14 protein-coding genes are annotated in these 15,116 nt (G+C 38.7%); 6 read left to right on the forward strand and 8 right to left on the reverse strand.

Features of this window, described 5'->3' with window-relative positions:
• Window positions 1-70 precede the first annotated feature (70 nt).
• Both ACODST_RS27145 and ACODST_RS27150 read right to left on the reverse strand, forming a co-directional pair.
• Entirely contained in the window at window positions 71-802 is a 732-nt protein-coding gene (locus tag ACODST_RS27145; protein WP_488935230.1) for an AAA family ATPase, read from the reverse strand.
• Between the two features lie 30 nt (window positions 803-832).
• A complete protein-coding gene (locus ACODST_RS27150) occupies window positions 833-1,564 on the reverse strand; it encodes a YggS family pyridoxal phosphate-dependent enzyme (protein ID WP_488935231.1) in 732 nt (243 codons plus the stop codon).
• Between the two features lie 183 nt (window positions 1,565-1,747).
• Here ACODST_RS27150 and ACODST_RS27155 point away from each other — a divergent pair, with 183 nt between their 5' ends.
• From ACODST_RS27155 to ACODST_RS27165, 3 genes are all read left to right on the forward strand, one after another.
• Window positions 1,748-1,975, forward strand: coding sequence for a thioredoxin family protein (locus ACODST_RS27155; RefSeq protein ID WP_488935232.1), 228 nt, complete (start codon window positions 1,748-1,750; stop codon window positions 1,973-1,975).
• A gap of 237 nt (window positions 1,976-2,212) precedes the next feature.
• Window positions 2,213-2,476, forward strand: coding sequence for a DUF2024 family protein (locus tag ACODST_RS27160; protein ID WP_488935233.1), 264 nt, complete (start codon window positions 2,213-2,215; stop codon window positions 2,474-2,476).
• A gap of 70 nt (window positions 2,477-2,546) precedes the next feature.
• Window positions 2,547-3,155: a MarR family winged helix-turn-helix transcriptional regulator gene (locus ACODST_RS27165; protein WP_488935234.1), complete on the forward strand. Its 609-nt coding sequence runs from the start codon at window positions 2,547-2,549 to the stop codon at window positions 3,153-3,155.
• Here the strand turns inward: ACODST_RS27165 and pdxR are convergent.
• The 6 genes from pdxR to ACODST_RS27195 form a co-directional block, all read right to left on the reverse strand.
• On the reverse strand, window positions 3,150-4,562 hold the full coding sequence (gene pdxR / locus ACODST_RS27170) for a MocR-like pyridoxine biosynthesis transcription factor PdxR (RefSeq protein WP_488935235.1): 1,413 nt from the start codon (window positions 4,560-4,562) through the stop codon (window positions 3,150-3,152). The two genes, ACODST_RS27165 and pdxR, sit on opposite strands and share 6 nt — an antisense overlap.
• A gap of 74 nt (window positions 4,563-4,636) precedes the next feature.
• On the reverse strand, window positions 4,637-5,533 hold the full coding sequence (locus tag ACODST_RS27175; protein WP_488935236.1) for a dienelactone hydrolase family protein: 897 nt from the start codon (window positions 5,531-5,533) through the stop codon (window positions 4,637-4,639).
• Between the two features lie 149 nt (window positions 5,534-5,682).
• Window positions 5,683-6,681 carry a glycoside hydrolase family 130 protein gene (locus ACODST_RS27180; RefSeq protein ID WP_488935237.1) on the reverse strand — a complete coding sequence of 333 codons (999 nt, stop codon included), beginning with the start codon at window positions 6,679-6,681 and terminating at the stop codon, window positions 5,683-5,685.
• 108 nt (window positions 6,682-6,789) lie between these two features.
• Window positions 6,790-7,083, reverse strand: a complete 294-nt coding sequence (locus tag ACODST_RS27185) for a DUF3861 family protein (protein ID WP_488935238.1) — start codon at window positions 7,081-7,083, stop codon at window positions 6,790-6,792.
• Window positions 7,084-7,102: 19 nt separating this feature from the next.
• Window positions 7,103-7,834 carry a LytR/AlgR family response regulator transcription factor gene (locus tag ACODST_RS27190; RefSeq protein WP_488935239.1) on the reverse strand — a complete coding sequence of 244 codons (732 nt, stop codon included), beginning with the start codon at window positions 7,832-7,834 and terminating at the stop codon, window positions 7,103-7,105.
• Entirely contained in the window at window positions 7,834-8,877 is a 1,044-nt protein-coding gene (locus ACODST_RS27195; RefSeq protein ID WP_488935240.1) for a sensor histidine kinase, read from the reverse strand. Before ACODST_RS27195 ends, ACODST_RS27190 begins: the two co-directional genes overlap by 1 nt.
• A gap of 267 nt (window positions 8,878-9,144) precedes the next feature.
• Here ACODST_RS27195 and ACODST_RS27200 point away from each other — a divergent pair, with 267 nt between their 5' ends.
• Genes ACODST_RS27200 through ACODST_RS27210 form a run of 3 tightly spaced genes read left to right on the forward strand, consistent with a single transcriptional unit; the run spans window position 9,145 to window position 14,901 of the window.
• The gene (locus ACODST_RS27200) at window positions 9,145-10,299 is read left to right on the forward strand and encodes an efflux RND transporter periplasmic adaptor subunit (RefSeq protein ID WP_488935241.1); all 1,155 of its coding nucleotides are present in this window, start codon (window positions 9,145-9,147) and stop codon (window positions 10,297-10,299) included.
• 5 nt (window positions 10,300-10,304) lie between these two features.
• The gene (locus tag ACODST_RS27205) at window positions 10,305-13,475 is read left to right on the forward strand and encodes an efflux RND transporter permease subunit (protein WP_488935242.1); all 3,171 of its coding nucleotides are present in this window, start codon (window positions 10,305-10,307) and stop codon (window positions 13,473-13,475) included.
• Between the two features lie 19 nt (window positions 13,476-13,494).
• Window positions 13,495-14,901 carry an efflux transporter outer membrane subunit gene (locus tag ACODST_RS27210; RefSeq protein ID WP_488935243.1) on the forward strand — a complete coding sequence of 469 codons (1,407 nt, stop codon included), beginning with the start codon at window positions 13,495-13,497 and terminating at the stop codon, window positions 14,899-14,901.
• Window positions 14,902-15,116 lie beyond the last annotated feature (215 nt).

The raw sequence follows: 15,116 nt of genomic DNA on the forward strand, positions 1-15,116 counted from the left end.
TTCTTTCCATAAAAATGCCCTCAAATAGTGTCTAACTTTTTGGGGGCAGTTCAGAATATGAGGCGTTTTTTTATATAATCGTTTCGCTGATTTTCTGCTTTTTTAGCTCTAGTTCAGCAATAATCTGTTTTTTCATTGTGGTGTGGATATAATCTTTTACCTCTGCATAAGAAATATCATATTTACGCAGAATATCCTGCAGATGCTCCGGAAAACCGGCCAGCAGTTTGTCGTAATAAATATCCAGTTGCGCTTTGTCAGGCATTTCAAACTTCAGCTTAATTTGAAATCTTCGCAATAAAGCGGTATCAATACTGTTGTAAAAATTTGTGGCACAAATCAGTAAGCTGTCGGCTGGGAAATAATCAATTAACTGAATAATCGTATTTACCAGACGTCTCATTTCGGCAACGTCTTTATCGTCGCTTTCACGGCTTTTTCCAATCTGATCGAATTCATCCAGAAACAAAACCGCTTTTTCCCGAATTGCTTTGTCGAAAATAGCTTTTACATTTTTAGAAGTTTCCCCAATTTTAGCATTGATTAAAGTGCTGAGGTTAATAATCACAATGCTTTTGTTTAAAGCCGCTGCGATGGCTTTTGCCGTTGTCGTTTTTCCACAGCCCGAATGCCCGTGAAGCAGGATTTTAGTATCGACTATGAGGTTGTATTTTTTTAATTCCTCAATATATTGATGTTCTTTTATTGTTTGAAGCAGTGCCGATTTATTCTCTTCGCTGAAAAACAGATCTTCCAGTGCAATTTTTTCGGTATCGGTTACAACCAGTTCGTACAGATTCATTTGCTATAGTATTTGGCGCAAAATTAAGTTTTATTCTGAAATATTTTCGTTCCAGATTTCTTTCCCCAAAAAACGGTTTCCAAAAACAGAAGTTCCGACTCTTACCAGATTAGAACCTTCGGCTATAGCCAGTTCCAAATCCTGTGACATTCCCATCGAAAGTTTTAAATCAGTTAAACCTTCTATTTTGGCGGCGTAAATTTCATCTCTTATTTCTTTCAGCAGATGAAGTGAAGGGCGCATTTTTTCTTTCTCGACGTCTAATAATCCAATTGTCATTAATCCTTTGATTTTTAAAGTATCATATTTCCTGATTTCTGTAATAAACGGAATCACTTCTGTTGGCGCTAACCCAAATTTGCTTTCTTCAAACGAAGTATTTACCTGAACAAAAACAGCAATAGTCCGGTTTTCTTTCTGCAGTTGTTTATGCAGTTCTTCTGCCAGGCTTAACCGGTCCAGAGACTGAATACAGCTTACATATTTCAAAACATCTTTTACTTTATTGGTCTGCAGATGTCCAATAAAATGCCGTTCGATAGTCAGATCTTTTAATTCCGAATCTTTATCCCGAAATTCCTGCATTTTATTTTCGCCAATAAGAGTTTCTCCGGCTTCAATGGCAATTCGTATTTTATCGGCCGGAACGGTTTTAGTTGCGAGCAGTAGCCGTATATCCGAAATTTCCCTTCCCGAATCTTTGCAGGCTTTTGCGATTCGGTCGTGAACCTGTTTCAGATTAAAAATAATTTCTTCTTTCATATCACAAAGGTATTGCTGCTTTGAAATGTAAAAAAGATCCAGTTTTTTCTATATCAAGTAGTCCAGTTGAATAAGAAAAACAGACCAGAAAATGCTGGTAAATGACAAAACTGGACGAGTTAATGGTTAGGTATCCTGACTAATTTTGTCTCAGTAATAAAGTCAAATTAAAATCAAATTAAGATGAGTAAATCCATTTTTTATCATGCAGGCTGTCCGGTTTGCGTAAGCGCAGAACACGACATTTTAAATTTAGTAAAAGAGGTTGAGGTCGTAAACATTGGAGAAGACAGATCCCGAATTGCCGAAGCTCAAAAAGCAGGTATTAAATCAGTTCCGGCTCTGGTAACACCAAACGGAAATGTGCTGCACATTAATTTTGGTGCTTCTATTGAAGAAGTAATCGGGTAAATATAAGACCTCTTTGAAGTTTTCTTCGAAGAGGTTTTATAAACTTTAATTTTAAACAAGGATTTTAATTATTAACACATAGAAACATAGATTTTTTTTTTTTATAAAGAGTGAAAAAGAAACTAGTTTCTAACACATAGCTATGTTTGTTTAAACAAGTGAAACGCCTTTTACTACGTTTTAAAAACTATGTTCCTATGTGTTTAAAATCACAATAAACAACAAACAACAAGTAAAATGAAAGTAGCAGTATGGGATACTTACGTAACCCGAAAAGACGGTAAAATAATGCATTTTGATATTTTGGTGGATGAAAATACAAACGATGCTAATCAGGTTTTCGAATATGGAAAACAATACCTTAAAACAGTTTTACAGGAAGGCCAGCCTTTAAGTTCTAATGAATGCCGGTTTTGTCATATCGATAAGGCTCCGGCAGATATTGAAAATCAGATTCTTAAAAATGGATTTTCGATTATAGAAATGGAAAACTGTTATTGATTTTTCATTTCGGATTATTAATTCGACAGGCTGAAAGTTTGGGGGCTTTTAGTCTGTTTTATGTAGTACAATGATGAAAACAATTTTCGATTTAGAAATACAAAATCATAGTTTAGAAGGAAAAATTACAGCAGGACTGGAACGTTTGTCTCAGGTTTTCAGAGTCTTGCTTTGGGAGAAAGCAAAAAAGCATGATCTGAGTCCGATGCAGATTCAGCTTTTGATATTTATAAAACATCATTCCAAAAGTAAAGCAACAGTAAGTTATCTGGCGAAAGAGTTCAATTTAACAAAAGCAACCGTCAGCGATACAATTAAGATTTTAGAACAAAAAGAATATATTTCAAAAGTCATTAATGAAAGTGATTCCAGAAGTTATACTCTTGAACTTACGTCAGAAGGGCTGGAAATGGTTTTGCTGACAGAAGATTTTGCCAATCCGTTATTTGATTTAATCAACGCTGTTCCGGCTAAAGAAAAATCAATTCTATGGAAAAATATCAGTTCGCTGATTGAACAATTGCATCAACTGCAGGTCATAAACGTTCAGAGCACCTGTCATAATTGCGGTTATTTTGTAGAAGAAAACGGAAAGAATTATTGCCGTTTAATGAACATTACGTTACAAACAAAGGACATTAGACTCGATTGTAGTGATCATAAACCGGTTCGGTTATAAATATTTTGATAATGCCTTTAGACCTTCTTCCATTTGTTCTTCGGTCAGAGAAGCATAACCTAATCTAAAACCATTTATGGTTTCACCAAAGCTGAATTTTTCAGGGTTCATAATTTTAATTCCTTTCAAAAGCAGTTCAGTGTATACTTTTTCGGTGTCCACTTTTTTATTGGGAACAATCCAAAATGCCAGGCCGCCTTCGGGTTTGACAAACGTAATTTTGTCTTTTAAATGAAGTTTGCAGAGATTTTCAAAATGATCTCTTTTAGCTTTGTAAATGAGGTTGGTTTTTTTGAGATGCCTTTTAATTTTACCTTCGTTTATAAGATGCAGAACGGCTTCCTCCATGATATTGTCGCCCTGTACATCAATTATTTTTCTGTGATCAGCCACTTTTAAAATATTTTCGGAGGAACTGGCTAAGTAGCCAATACGCAGAGCGGGAGCGACAATTTTGCTCAGAGTCCCAATGTAAATAAAGTTTTTGGCATTGCTGTAGCTCGAAATGGGCAGAATCGGTCTTTGTCCGAAATGGAACTCATTATCGTAATCGTCTTCAATAATCGTAAATCCGTATTGATTGGAAAGTTCAATAAGTTTTAATCTCTTTTTAAGACTCATCGTAACAGTGGTCGGGAATTGATGGTGAGGCGTAACGTAAATCGCTTTGATGGCTTTATTGTTTTTAAGATGATGCTCAACTTCTTCCAGATCCGGACCATCTTTGGTAACATTCACTGGAAGCAGACCGGCACCGGCGTTCTGAAAAGCTTCCCAGGCAGGTTTATAACCCGGATTTTCGATCATCACCAAATCGCCTTTAGAAAGTAAACAATGTGCTGCAAGATACATCGCCATCTGACTTCCGCGTGTGATACAGATTTCATCCAGAGAAACATTCATGCCTCTTTTAAAATTCAGCATTTGTACGATCGCTTTTCGGAATTCAGCATTGCCAAGCTCGCTGCTGTAACCCATAATCTGCCAGCGTGATTTTCTGTTGAATATTTCACGGTAAGCACGTGCCAGATCGTTCATAGGAGCAAGACGGCTGTCGGGGAGTCCGTCATCAAAAACAAGATGCGGTTTATGATTTTCAACCGTAATATTGACCCTGGCCTGTGTTTTTTTATTGAAGTCGGTTTCAGGAAGAATATCGGCAATAAAAGTCCCTTTTCGATCTGCTGTAACCAGCCATCCTTCGGCAGTTAAAACATCCAGAGCTTCAATTACCGTATTTCGGTTTACACTAAGTATTCCTGCCAGCTGACGGCTTCCGGGTAAAGCATTACCGCTGGTTAGTTTACCGGATTTTACGGCATTGATTATCGCATCGGCAATTTGCAGATACAATGCTTTGTCTGATTTTTTATCTAAATGAATTTCAAATGGCCAAGGTCGTAACATCTGGTCTGTCTTTTTGTGTTGAAACTGAATTAACGAGACAGACCAAATTTACAAAAGGTTTTATAGAATGCCGATTATTTCTTTTTTAATTTGGCTTTAAAAAAGTCAATAGTTCTGGTCCACGATAAAGCAGCTGCAGGTTCATCATATCTTGGTGTTGTATTATTATGGAAGCCGTGATTTACGTTTGGATAAAAATAAGCCGTATTTTCGACTTTGTTTTTATTTAAAACTTCCTGATAGGCTGGCCAGCCTTCGTTTACCCTGGTGTCTAAACCTGCGTAATGTAAAAGGAGGGGTGTTTTAATTTTCCCGGCTTCGTCTTCGGTTGGTTGTCCGCCGTAATAAGGAACTGCCGCTTTTAAATCCGGGATTTTCACGGCCATCATATTCGAAATCCATCCTCCAAAACAAAATCCCACCACGCCCACATAACCGTTACAGTCTTTATGTGATTTAAGATAGTCGTAAGCTGCTATAAAATCTTCCAGCATTTCTTCCCGCGTGCGTTTCTTTTGCAGTTCACGCCCGTCATCATCATTACCGGGATATCCGCCTAATGGAGACAAAGCATCGGGAGCCAGTGTTATGAAACCTTCGAGAGCAGCCCTTCTTCCCACATCTTCTATATACGGATTTAGTCCTCTGTTTTCATGCACTACAATAATTCCGGGCACTTTATTTTTAGCATCAGAAGGCTGCGATAAAAGTCCCTTTATAGAACCTCCGCCTTTTGGAGAATCGTAATGTATATAACCTGTTTTTAATCTGGGATCTGCGGGCTGTATTAAAATGGTGTCGACATAGTTGGGAGTCATAAAACTTAAAAGCGATGGCAGTGTAAGCGAACCTACTGCAAATATGGAAAGTTTTTCCACGAATTGTCTTCGGTTAATTTTATTATGCGCATAGTCATCATACAAATCAAAGACTTCCTGACTTATGTCTTCTTTGGTTATTTTCTTATCCATAATTATAATTGCTTTTTTTGGGATCACTAAATTAGGGAATAAAAAGGGAATTGTGATTAGTAAATAGTGATTAGTGATTAGTGAGTAGTAAGTAGTGAATGGTGTAAATAGAGAGACTGAAAACTGCGATTGCGACTGGGAACTGAAAACTAAATTTTATTGGCTAAAAGTTCGGTCAGCAAAGTATGAAGGCTTACAGAAGCACAGGCAATTCCTTCATCGGCTGCTCCGTAATAAATATAAAGTTCGTCGTCTATAAGAATAGTCCCGGTTGGAAAACACACATAATTAACATACCCTTTTAATTCCCAGGGCTGATCCGGAATAAAAAGTGGATGCGGCAGTCGGGCGATTTCTTTCGCAGGGTCGTCAATATCGAGAAGTGCGGCACAAGCCACATACATGTAACCGTTAATCGTATCATGAACGCCGTGATAAATTAAAAGCCAGCCGTGTTCTGTTTCTATTGGGGGAGCGCCGTTTCCCAAATAACTTAATTCGTGTGCAAATTTTGGGTCGAGAACTATATGATTTTTAAGCTCCGGCATATAATTTCTCCAGAATTCCGGTGTTAATTCATCCAGATTACCGACTGAAGCGATCTGAATTCCCGGACGGATCCGGTGTAGAAAATGGAGTTTTCCGTTTATTTTTCTGGGGAAGAAAACCACATTTTTATCCCAGACATAACTGCTCCCGGTACTGGGCTGAAAATATTTAATATTTAAATCCTGCCGGTGTTTTATGAGAGAACGCAGTTCATCGCCTGATAATTGGGGAACAACGATTCCGTGTTTGGTAAAGGTTTTTAAATCTGTGGAAGTTGCCACGCATCCAAAAGCATTCTCGCCGTCATAACCACAGTAAGAAAGATAATAAAGATCTTCAATTTTAACAATTCTGGGATCTTCAACACCGTATTTTTCATTGTCAGTTTCTGGTACAATGACCGGATAGGTATACCGTTCTTCAATAGTCAGCGGATCTGAAAGACGACAGTAACCAATTGTGGAATGGTTTCCTAAAGCAACAGCTCTGTAAAAAATATGTATTTTTCCGTTTTCTGCAATAACAGCAGGATTGAGAACGCCTTCAAACTCAAAGTCTAATTCGGTTTTTGTGATAATCAAGCCGTGTTTCTGTATCATAAAGCGGTATTTTTAGATCATTCTCCTAAAATTACCGAAACAGACGGATAAACTTTTTACATAAACCTTTTTAATTCTTTCATAATTTGAATGAAAGAAGTCTTTGACTTACAGACTTTTAAGTTTTTTCATAAAGACCGGAAATACTTCGTTTAGTTCATCAAATAAAGGATTATTACGGTGCTTTAATTTGATTTCACTGAATAATTTTAATCCAAGGGCAAATTGTGTAGCCTCATGTGGATTTTCAAATATGTTTTTGTCTTTTATTTTCTGGATGATACCAAATATCTCGTCGTGATTGTCAAATTCTATTCCCAGTTCTTTTGCCGGACGGGTGTCGCCGTTAGCATATTCTTTGAGGCTCAGGGTCAGATAATATTTGTTGGATCGTTTTTGCATGATACTAAAATTTTCAATTCTACTTTAACCATTTGTCCACTATGGTCTTAAACGTTTCTTTATATTGTTCGCCTACCGTAATTTCGGTTTTTCCAATAAATATGGAGTTTTTACTGATGGCGTTTATTTTATCGAGTGAAACGATAAAGGAACGGTGCACTCTCATAAATTTGGATGAAGGTAATTTTTCTTCTAAAGCTTTCAACGAAATAAGCGAAAGCACTGCTTTTTGAGTTTCGTCTAAATGAACTTTTACATAATCTTTGAGACTTTCGATATACAAAATATCTTTCAGGGAAATCCTGACCCACTGGTATTCTACTTTTAAGAAAATAAACTCGTCATCGGCTGTAACCGGATGATATTGCCCGGAAGCTTCTTCGGTGAGCTGAAGCACTTTATTGGCAGCCCGTAGAAATTCCTCGTAGCTGAAAGGCTTTAAAAGATAGTCAACGGCATTTACCCTGTAGCCTTCAATAGCATAATGATTGTAGGCGGTTGTAAAAACTATTTTAGGAGTCATTCCGGTTTGTTCCTGCAGCAGCCGGGCCAGCTCCATTCCCGTTAAATTGGGCATGTTAATGTCCAGAAAAACCAGATCAGGCTGTTTTTCCCGAATTAAACTCATGGCTTCTACCGCATTATCACAACTTGCCGCCAGTTGTAAAAAAGGCGTTTGCTCGATAAACGTTTCGACCAGTTTTAAAGCGAGAGGTTCATCGTCAACTGCTATACATTTTAATATTGTCATTATTCTAAATTTAGCTGCAGTTTTACATTGTACATTCCGTTACCGGCTATACCGGCTGTCAGTGTATGTTTGTTTGGATAAATCAGATGCAGTCTTCGTTTAGTATTGGTTAAGCCGATTCCGCCTTCATCTGATGCAGCAGGTTTTTCGAAATAAGTGTTTTCAACTTCAAATTCAAGACTGCTGCCGTTTTGTTTCAGTGAAATATGAATTTCACTTTTATCCGTGGCATGTATTCCGTGTTTAAAAGCATTTTCTACTAAAGGTAGTAATAACATCGGAACTATAGGATAATCGTGTATTTTTTCCGGTATATCGGTAGTGATTGTCAGTTTTTTATTCGCACGAAGTTTCATCAGTGAAATAAAATCCCGCATAAACTCGGCTTCTTTGAGTAAAGTGGTTCTTTCTTCGGTACTGTAAAGCAGGTAACGCATCATGCGGCTTAACGTATGAAGAGCATTTCGGGAATCTTCAATATCGGTATACGTCAGGGAATAAATACTGTTTAGCGAATTAAAGAAAAAATGCGGATTGATCTGCGCTTTCAGCATTGCCAGCTCTGCTGCTGTTTTATCCTGTTCCAGTTTTTGTTTGTGCTGAGCGGCTTTCTGCCAGTATTGCAGCATGGCCCAGCTGGTACTGATTCCCAGAACCAGTAAGGTGAGCATGAGAACATAATTGTCGAAATAAGGGTTGCGGTATTTTTTAAAGCCCAGAACCAGACTCACTTTTGTATGAAGGTCAGTTTGTGAGGTATACAAATACGCGATAAGCTGCATGGCAAAAACCGTAAGAAAAGCCCAGACCAAAAACGGGGAAGTATTGTCCTTAATAATGGTTTTGGGAACTACAATGCGGGCATTGGTATAAAAAATAATAATTAGTAAAACCAGAATGATAATCTGCCAGAGCCAAAAAACACCAGGCAGTATTACTCTCCAGGTAATAGGAATATAAAACAGCATGACAAAGCCCAGTAATAACCAGCTTAGAATATGCAGTCCGGTAAATAAATATGGTCTGTTGAGATAAGAGCCCATTATACTTTAGTTTATTTTAAGGGCAATATTACAGTTTATTTGAATGTGATAAAGAAGCAATCGTCAAAAACTGATTTACAGCCCTTAAAAAGCATTTCAGAGCCGACGAGCTAAAAAATTAAACACTTGTTTAATTTTAAAAAAAAGTCATCGGGTCTGAGATTATTTTTGTCGATTGTCTTGTGGGCTTCGTCTATTTGAAATTTTTTGCTTCTTATATTTTATTTCTTTTGTCGGCATATAATCGATAATTAGATATTATTTCAAATGAAGAAGCAGTCATTTTTAAGCATCCTCGCAGCATCAGTTATTATCGCTTCTTGCGGTAAAAATGATAAATCGGCAGCAGCCGGAGGCGCACCGCAGATTAAAGAATATAAAACACTGGTTTTACAGCCGGAATCTGCCACATTAAACAGCGATTATCCTGCCAGTATACAAGGACAGCAGAATATAGAAATACGACCAAGGGTTGAAGGGTACATTGATAAAATCTTTGTTGATGAAGGAGCGGTGGTAAAAGCCGGACAGCCTTTGTTTAAAATTAGTGCCCCTGAATATGAGCAGCAGGTAAGAACGGCAACAGCAAGTATAAAAAGTGCCCAGGCAGATTTAAGTGCTGCAAAACTGGCAGTCAATAAAGTAAAACCTTTGGTAGAAAAAGGAATTATCAGCAAATATGATTTAGAATCAGCTCAGTATACTTATGAGTCGGCTTTGGCATCTTTGGCTCAGGCAAACGCAGCTTTAGTAAATGCCAAAACAAATTTAGGGTATACGACTGTTACAAGTCCGGTAAACGGTGTGGTAGGATCAATCCCATTTCGTTTAGGAAGTTTGGTAAGTTCTAATACAACTGAACCTTTAACGACCGTTTCAAGTATTGGTAATGTGTACGCTTATTTTGCTTTAAATGAAAAAGCACTTTTAAATTTTACCAAAGATTCAGGAGCTTCATTAAATCAAAAAATTAAAAGTTTCCCGGCGGTTTCTTTAGTGCTTTCAGACGGTTCAGCATATGACCAGAAAGGAAACATAGAAACTGTAAACGGATTGATCAATACAGAAACGGGTACTGTAAATGTCAGAGCACGTTTTCCAAATCCAAAAGGAATTATCAGAAGCGGAAGCAGCACTACAGTTCGTATTCCAAAAGAAGTAAAAGACGGAATTATTATTCCGCAGAGTGCCACATTCGAGCTTCAGGACAAAATGTTCGCCGTAGTTTTAGGAAAAGATGGTAAAACAAAAAATGCCAATATTACAGTACTTGAAAATACGGCAGGAAACTATTACGTGGTAACCAGCGGTTTACAAGCGGGCGACCAAATTGTATTAGAAGGAGTAGCCTCATTAAAAGAAGGAACTGAAATTAAAGCCCAGAATCAAAGCCCGGAAACAGTTTACGCCGATTTAAAATAAAAGAAATGTTTAAAAAGTTTATACAAAGACCCGTACTCTCAACGGTAATATCTGTTATTATCGTTATTTTAGGTGTTCTAGGCCTAATTGAGTTACCGATTTCCCAATATCCGGATATTGCACCGCCAACGGTAAACGTGGCAGCAAGTTATACCGGAGCCAATGCGGATGTGGTATTGAAAAGTATCGTGATTCCGCTGGAAGAGCAGATTAATGGTGTAGAAAACATGACCTACATGACTTCTACAGCAACCAATGATGGTAATGCTTCTATAAAAGTTTTCTTTAAAGTAGGAACCAACCCTGATTTAGCAGCAGTAAACGTTCAGAACAGGGTTTCAAGAGCCACCAGTTTATTACCGGTAGAGGTAACGCAGGCCGGGGTTACCGTAACCAAAAGCCAGAGCAGTAACTTATTGATTTTCTCTCTGTACAGTGATGATAAGGCGTATGATCAGACGTTTCTCCAAAACTATGCGAAGATTAACCTTGTACCGCAGATTCAGCGTGTTGTAGGAGTTGGAGATGTAACCGTTTTTGGTTCAAAAGATTACTCTATGAGAATCTGGCTGAAACCGGATGTTATGCAGCAGTACAAATTAATTCCAAGCGATATTTCGGCTGCTCTGGCAGAACAGAATATCGAAGCGGCTCCGGGTAAATTTGGTGAAAACGGAAATCAGGCTTTTCAGTATGTTATCAAATATAAAGGACGTTTAACATCAGCCAAAGAATTTGAGGAAATTATTATCAAATCGGTTGGAAACGGTCAGATGCTGAGACTTAAAGATGTAGCCAAAGTAGAATTGGGTTCTTTAAGTTATTCTTCGACGATTAAAACAAATGGAGTAGAATCGGCAGCCATGGCCATCAGCCAGACTCCGGGTTCTAATGCCCGTGATGTGATCATCAATTCTAAAAAACTGATTGAAGAAGCTGCTAAGAGTTTTCCAAAAGGTATGAAATATACCATCATGGTGGATGTTAACGAAAACCTCGATGCTTCTATCGAAAAAGTAATCCATACTTTGATTGAAGCCTTTATATTGGTTTTCATTGTGGTATTTATTTTCCTTCAGGATTTCAGATCGACTTTGATTCCGGCGATTGCGGTTCCGGTTGCGATTGTAGGAACGTTCTTCTTCCTGAATTTATTTGGATTTACAATAAACTTATTGACACTTTTTGCGATGGTACTCGCAATTGGTATTGTGGTCGATGATGCGATTGTGGTCGTAGAGGCGGTGCACGCCAAGCTGGATCACGGGTATAAATCGGCCAGGAAAGCTACAATACATGCGATGGACGAGATATCGGGGGCGATTATTTCGATCACGCTTGTTATGGCTGCGGTTTTTATTCCGGTAACTTTCATTACCGGATCAACCGGAGTTTTCTACAAACAGTTTGGTATTACACTGGCTGTTGCGATTATCCTTTCGGCAGTAAACGCTTTAACATTAAGTCCGGCATTATGTGCCCTTTTATTAAAACCGCATGCTGACGATCATAAACATAAAAGCTATTTACAGCGTTTTTATACTTCATTTAACGTTGCCTTTGACAATGTTACTCAAAGATACAAGCGTTCTGTAAGTTTCCTTTCTGCCAAAAAATGGATTGCTTTAGGTTCTATCCTGATTGCAGGGATTGCATTGGTTTATATGATGAAAACAACACCGTCTGCTTTCGTTCCGTCTGAAGATCAGGGAACTGTTTTTGCCAATATCAGTTTACCGCCTTCGGCTTCTATGGAGCGTTCGGATATTATTGCCAAAAGAGTAGACAGTATTGCGAAGACCATCCCCGGAGTTAAAAATACCCTTCGTATCGTAGGGCAGAACTTTACAGCGGGAGCGGGAAGTGCTTATAGTATGGTTATCGTGAAATTATATCCGTGGGATCAGCGTGACCTGAGTGTGGATGACGTAATTGGACAGCTTTTTGCGAAAACCAGCGGAATCCGTGAGGCCAGTATCTTCTTTATCTCGCCGCCAACGATTCAGGGTTTTGGACAAAGCGGTGGATTCGAATTCCAGTTACAGGATAAAGGAGGTCATACCACAGCTGAATTCTTTAAAGTAAATAATGATTTCCTGGCAAAATTATCAGAACGTCCGGAAATACAGTATGCGACAACACCATTTAATCCCGGGTTCCCGCAATATATGATGGATGTTAATTTAGCAAAGGCTAAAGATGCAGGGGTTTCGGTAAATACGATTCTTTCTACCATGCAGGGATATTACGGAGGATTGTATGCTTCAAACTTTAATAAGTTCGGGAAACAGTACCGTGTCATGGTTCAGGCTTCTCCGGAGTTTAGAGCGAATACTGAAGGGCTTAATAAAATCTTTGTTCGTAACAGTGCCGGAAATATGGCACCTATTACCGAATTTGTAAAAATGACAAGGGTTTTCGGGCCGGAATCGATTTCCAGATTTAACCTGTTTACTTCTATTTCGATTACAGGAGCACCAAAACCAGGTTACAGTTCCGGAGATGCTATTAAAGCCATTCAGGAAGTAGCAGCAGAAAACCTGCCTGCAGGTTATGGTTACGAATTCTCAGGATTAACACGTGAGGAATTGGCTTCGGGAGGAGAAACGATTTTCATCTTTATTTTATGTCTGGTTTTCGTTTACTTCCTGTTAAGTGCCCAGTACGAAAGTTATATTCTGCCATTTGCGGTATTATTCTCAATTCCGTTTGGATTAGCAGGAGCCTATTTGTTTTCGATTATTTTCAAGCTGAACAGTAACATCTACCTTCAGATTTCCTTAATCATGCTGATCGGACTTCTGGCGAAGAATGGTATTCTGATTGTGGAATTTGCTTTGGACAGAAGACGAAAAGGCCTGCCAATTGTACAGTCGGCAATTGAAGGAGCCGTAGCCCGTTTACGTCCTATTCTGATGACCTCATTTGCTTTTATCCTCGGACTTGTTCCGCTGATGTTTGCTTCAGGTGCCGGAGCGGTGGGGAATAAATCGATTGGTACAGGTGCTGTAGGGGGAATGCTGATAGGAACCATATTAGGGGTATTTGTTATTCCGGTTCTGTTTATCATCTTCCAGACTTTACAGGAAAAAGTGAGCGGCCCGGCTAAAGACGGCTATGATGATGATGACGATGATGACGAGGAAATTCAGTTATTAGAAGCTCATAAAGAGTAACATTTAATTAAAGACAGAGATGACTAATAGTTCAAATAAATATATTGTACTGGTAATGACGGCCGTACTTTTAAGTGCGTGCTCCGTTACCAAAAAGTACGAACGTCCCACAACACTGAAAACAGATCAGCTGTATCGTGACCAGTCTTCGACAGATTCGACGACGATTGCCGATATGCCCTGGCAGAGTGTTTTTAAAGACGAGAAACTGAATGCTTTAATCCAGAAAGGTTTAGATCAGAACCTGAACCTTAAAAATGCGATCGAAAACATTGTACAGGCCCGTGCTTCCCTGCGTCAGACTAAGCTGGCGTATTACCCAACGTTACAATTGGATGCCAGTGCCACTCATACCAAACAGTCAGAAGCGGGACTTAACTTTCCGGCCGGAATTAATATCAATACGTTAACCACGACTTATAAACTGGGGTTAAGTACTTCCTGGGAAGCAGATATCTGGGGAAAATTAAGCAGTTCCAAAAGAGCCGCTTTAGCCAAATATCTGGCTACAGATGCAGCGAAACAGGCTGTTCAGACCCAATTGATTTCAGATATTGCCAATAATTATTTCCTGTTGTTAGCGTATGACAAACAATTGAAGATTACACAGGAAACCTTAGAAAGCCGTATTAAAAATGTTGAAACCATCAAGGATTTAAAAGAAGGTGCTATTGTTACCGGAGCGGCCGTTGTGCAGAGTGAAGCTAACCAGCATGCCGCTGAAGTTTTAATCCCGGATTTAAAACAAAGTATCCGTGAAACCGAAAATGCGCTCAATATTTTGTTAGGACAGGCTTCGGGACCTATTGAAAGAGGGGAACTGGGAACTCAGATTATTCCTGAAAATATGGCAATAGGAATGCCTTCGCAGCTGCTGCAAAACCGTCCGGATGTACGTCAGGCCGAGTTTAATTTCAGAGTAGCATTTGAATCTACGAATCTGGCTAAAGCCTATTTCTACCCAAGTTTAACGCTTACAGCAAGCGGCGGGTTTTCGAACCTGGAATTGAAGGACTTTTTTACAAATTCTATTTTCTATTCTATAATTGGAGGATTAACACAGCCTATTTTTAATCAGGGGGTAAACAAAACCCGATTGACAACAGCGCAGTCACAGCAGTTACAGGCTTATAACAATTTTCAGCAGAGCCTTTTAACAGCGGGTCAGGAAGTTTCAAACGCTTTGTATGCGTATCAGATGGCCGTTGAAAAAGAAGATTCAAGAGCGAAACAAATTGAAGCGCTGGAAAAAGCAGTCGATTTTACACAACAGCTTTTAGAATACAGCTCGGCTACGAATTATACGGATGTATTGACATCTGAGCAGAACCTTCTGGCCGCACAATTAAGCGGAATTAACGATAACCTTCAGAAATTACAGGCGGTTGTTAATTTGTACAGAGCTTTAGGAGGAGGCTGGAAATAAAAAAAAAACGACTTGTTGTACGCTGGTCGTTGAAAACAAGACCTTGGTCTAAATAATACGTTTGGTACTAAAAATTGTAATTATTTTTGATTTGTAAAGATTTTGATTATCCGCCGATAGATTAATATAAAAACATGACTAAAAGAAAACGCCCTCTGTACTAGACTGCACCCAAAAGTTTAGACGAATTTATAATTAAATTTGATAATAATGAG

Source organism: Flavobacterium sp. FG19, assembly GCF_057809475.1.

What these genes read in the sequence shown, in the direction of transcription:
- ACODST_RS27145 (WP_488935230.1), bottom strand. Translation starts at nt 802, where the DNA reads ATGAATCTGTACGAACTGGTTGTAACCGATACCGAAAAAATTGCACTG.
- ACODST_RS27150 (WP_488935231.1), bottom strand. Translation starts at nt 1,564, where the DNA reads ATGAAAGAAGAAATTATTTTTAATCTGAAACAGGTTCACGACCGAATC.
- ACODST_RS27155 (WP_488935232.1), top strand. Translation starts at nt 1,748, where the DNA reads ATGAGTAAATCCATTTTTTATCATGCAGGCTGTCCGGTTTGCGTAAGC.
- ACODST_RS27160 (WP_488935233.1), top strand. Translation starts at nt 2,213, where the DNA reads ATGAAAGTAGCAGTATGGGATACTTACGTAACCCGAAAAGACGGTAAA.
- ACODST_RS27165 (WP_488935234.1), top strand. Translation starts at nt 2,547, where the DNA reads ATGATGAAAACAATTTTCGATTTAGAAATACAAAATCATAGTTTAGAA.
- pdxR (WP_488935235.1), bottom strand. Translation starts at nt 4,562, where the DNA reads ATGTTACGACCTTGGCCATTTGAAATTCATTTAGATAAAAAATCAGAC.
- ACODST_RS27175 (WP_488935236.1), bottom strand. Translation starts at nt 5,533, where the DNA reads ATGGATAAGAAAATAACCAAAGAAGACATAAGTCAGGAAGTCTTTGAT.
- ACODST_RS27180 (WP_488935237.1), bottom strand. Translation starts at nt 6,681, where the DNA reads ATGATACAGAAACACGGCTTGATTATCACAAAAACCGAATTAGACTTT.
- ACODST_RS27185 (WP_488935238.1), bottom strand. Translation starts at nt 7,083, where the DNA reads ATGCAAAAACGATCCAACAAATATTATCTGACCCTGAGCCTCAAAGAA.
- ACODST_RS27190 (WP_488935239.1), bottom strand. Translation starts at nt 7,834, where the DNA reads ATGACAATATTAAAATGTATAGCAGTTGACGATGAACCTCTCGCTTTA.
- ACODST_RS27195 (WP_488935240.1), bottom strand. Translation starts at nt 8,877, where the DNA reads ATGGGCTCTTATCTCAACAGACCATATTTATTTACCGGACTGCATATT.
- ACODST_RS27200 (WP_488935241.1), top strand. Translation starts at nt 9,145, where the DNA reads ATGAAGAAGCAGTCATTTTTAAGCATCCTCGCAGCATCAGTTATTATC.
- ACODST_RS27205 (WP_488935242.1), top strand. Translation starts at nt 10,305, where the DNA reads ATGTTTAAAAAGTTTATACAAAGACCCGTACTCTCAACGGTAATATCT.
- ACODST_RS27210 (WP_488935243.1), top strand. Translation starts at nt 13,495, where the DNA reads ATGACTAATAGTTCAAATAAATATATTGTACTGGTAATGACGGCCGTA.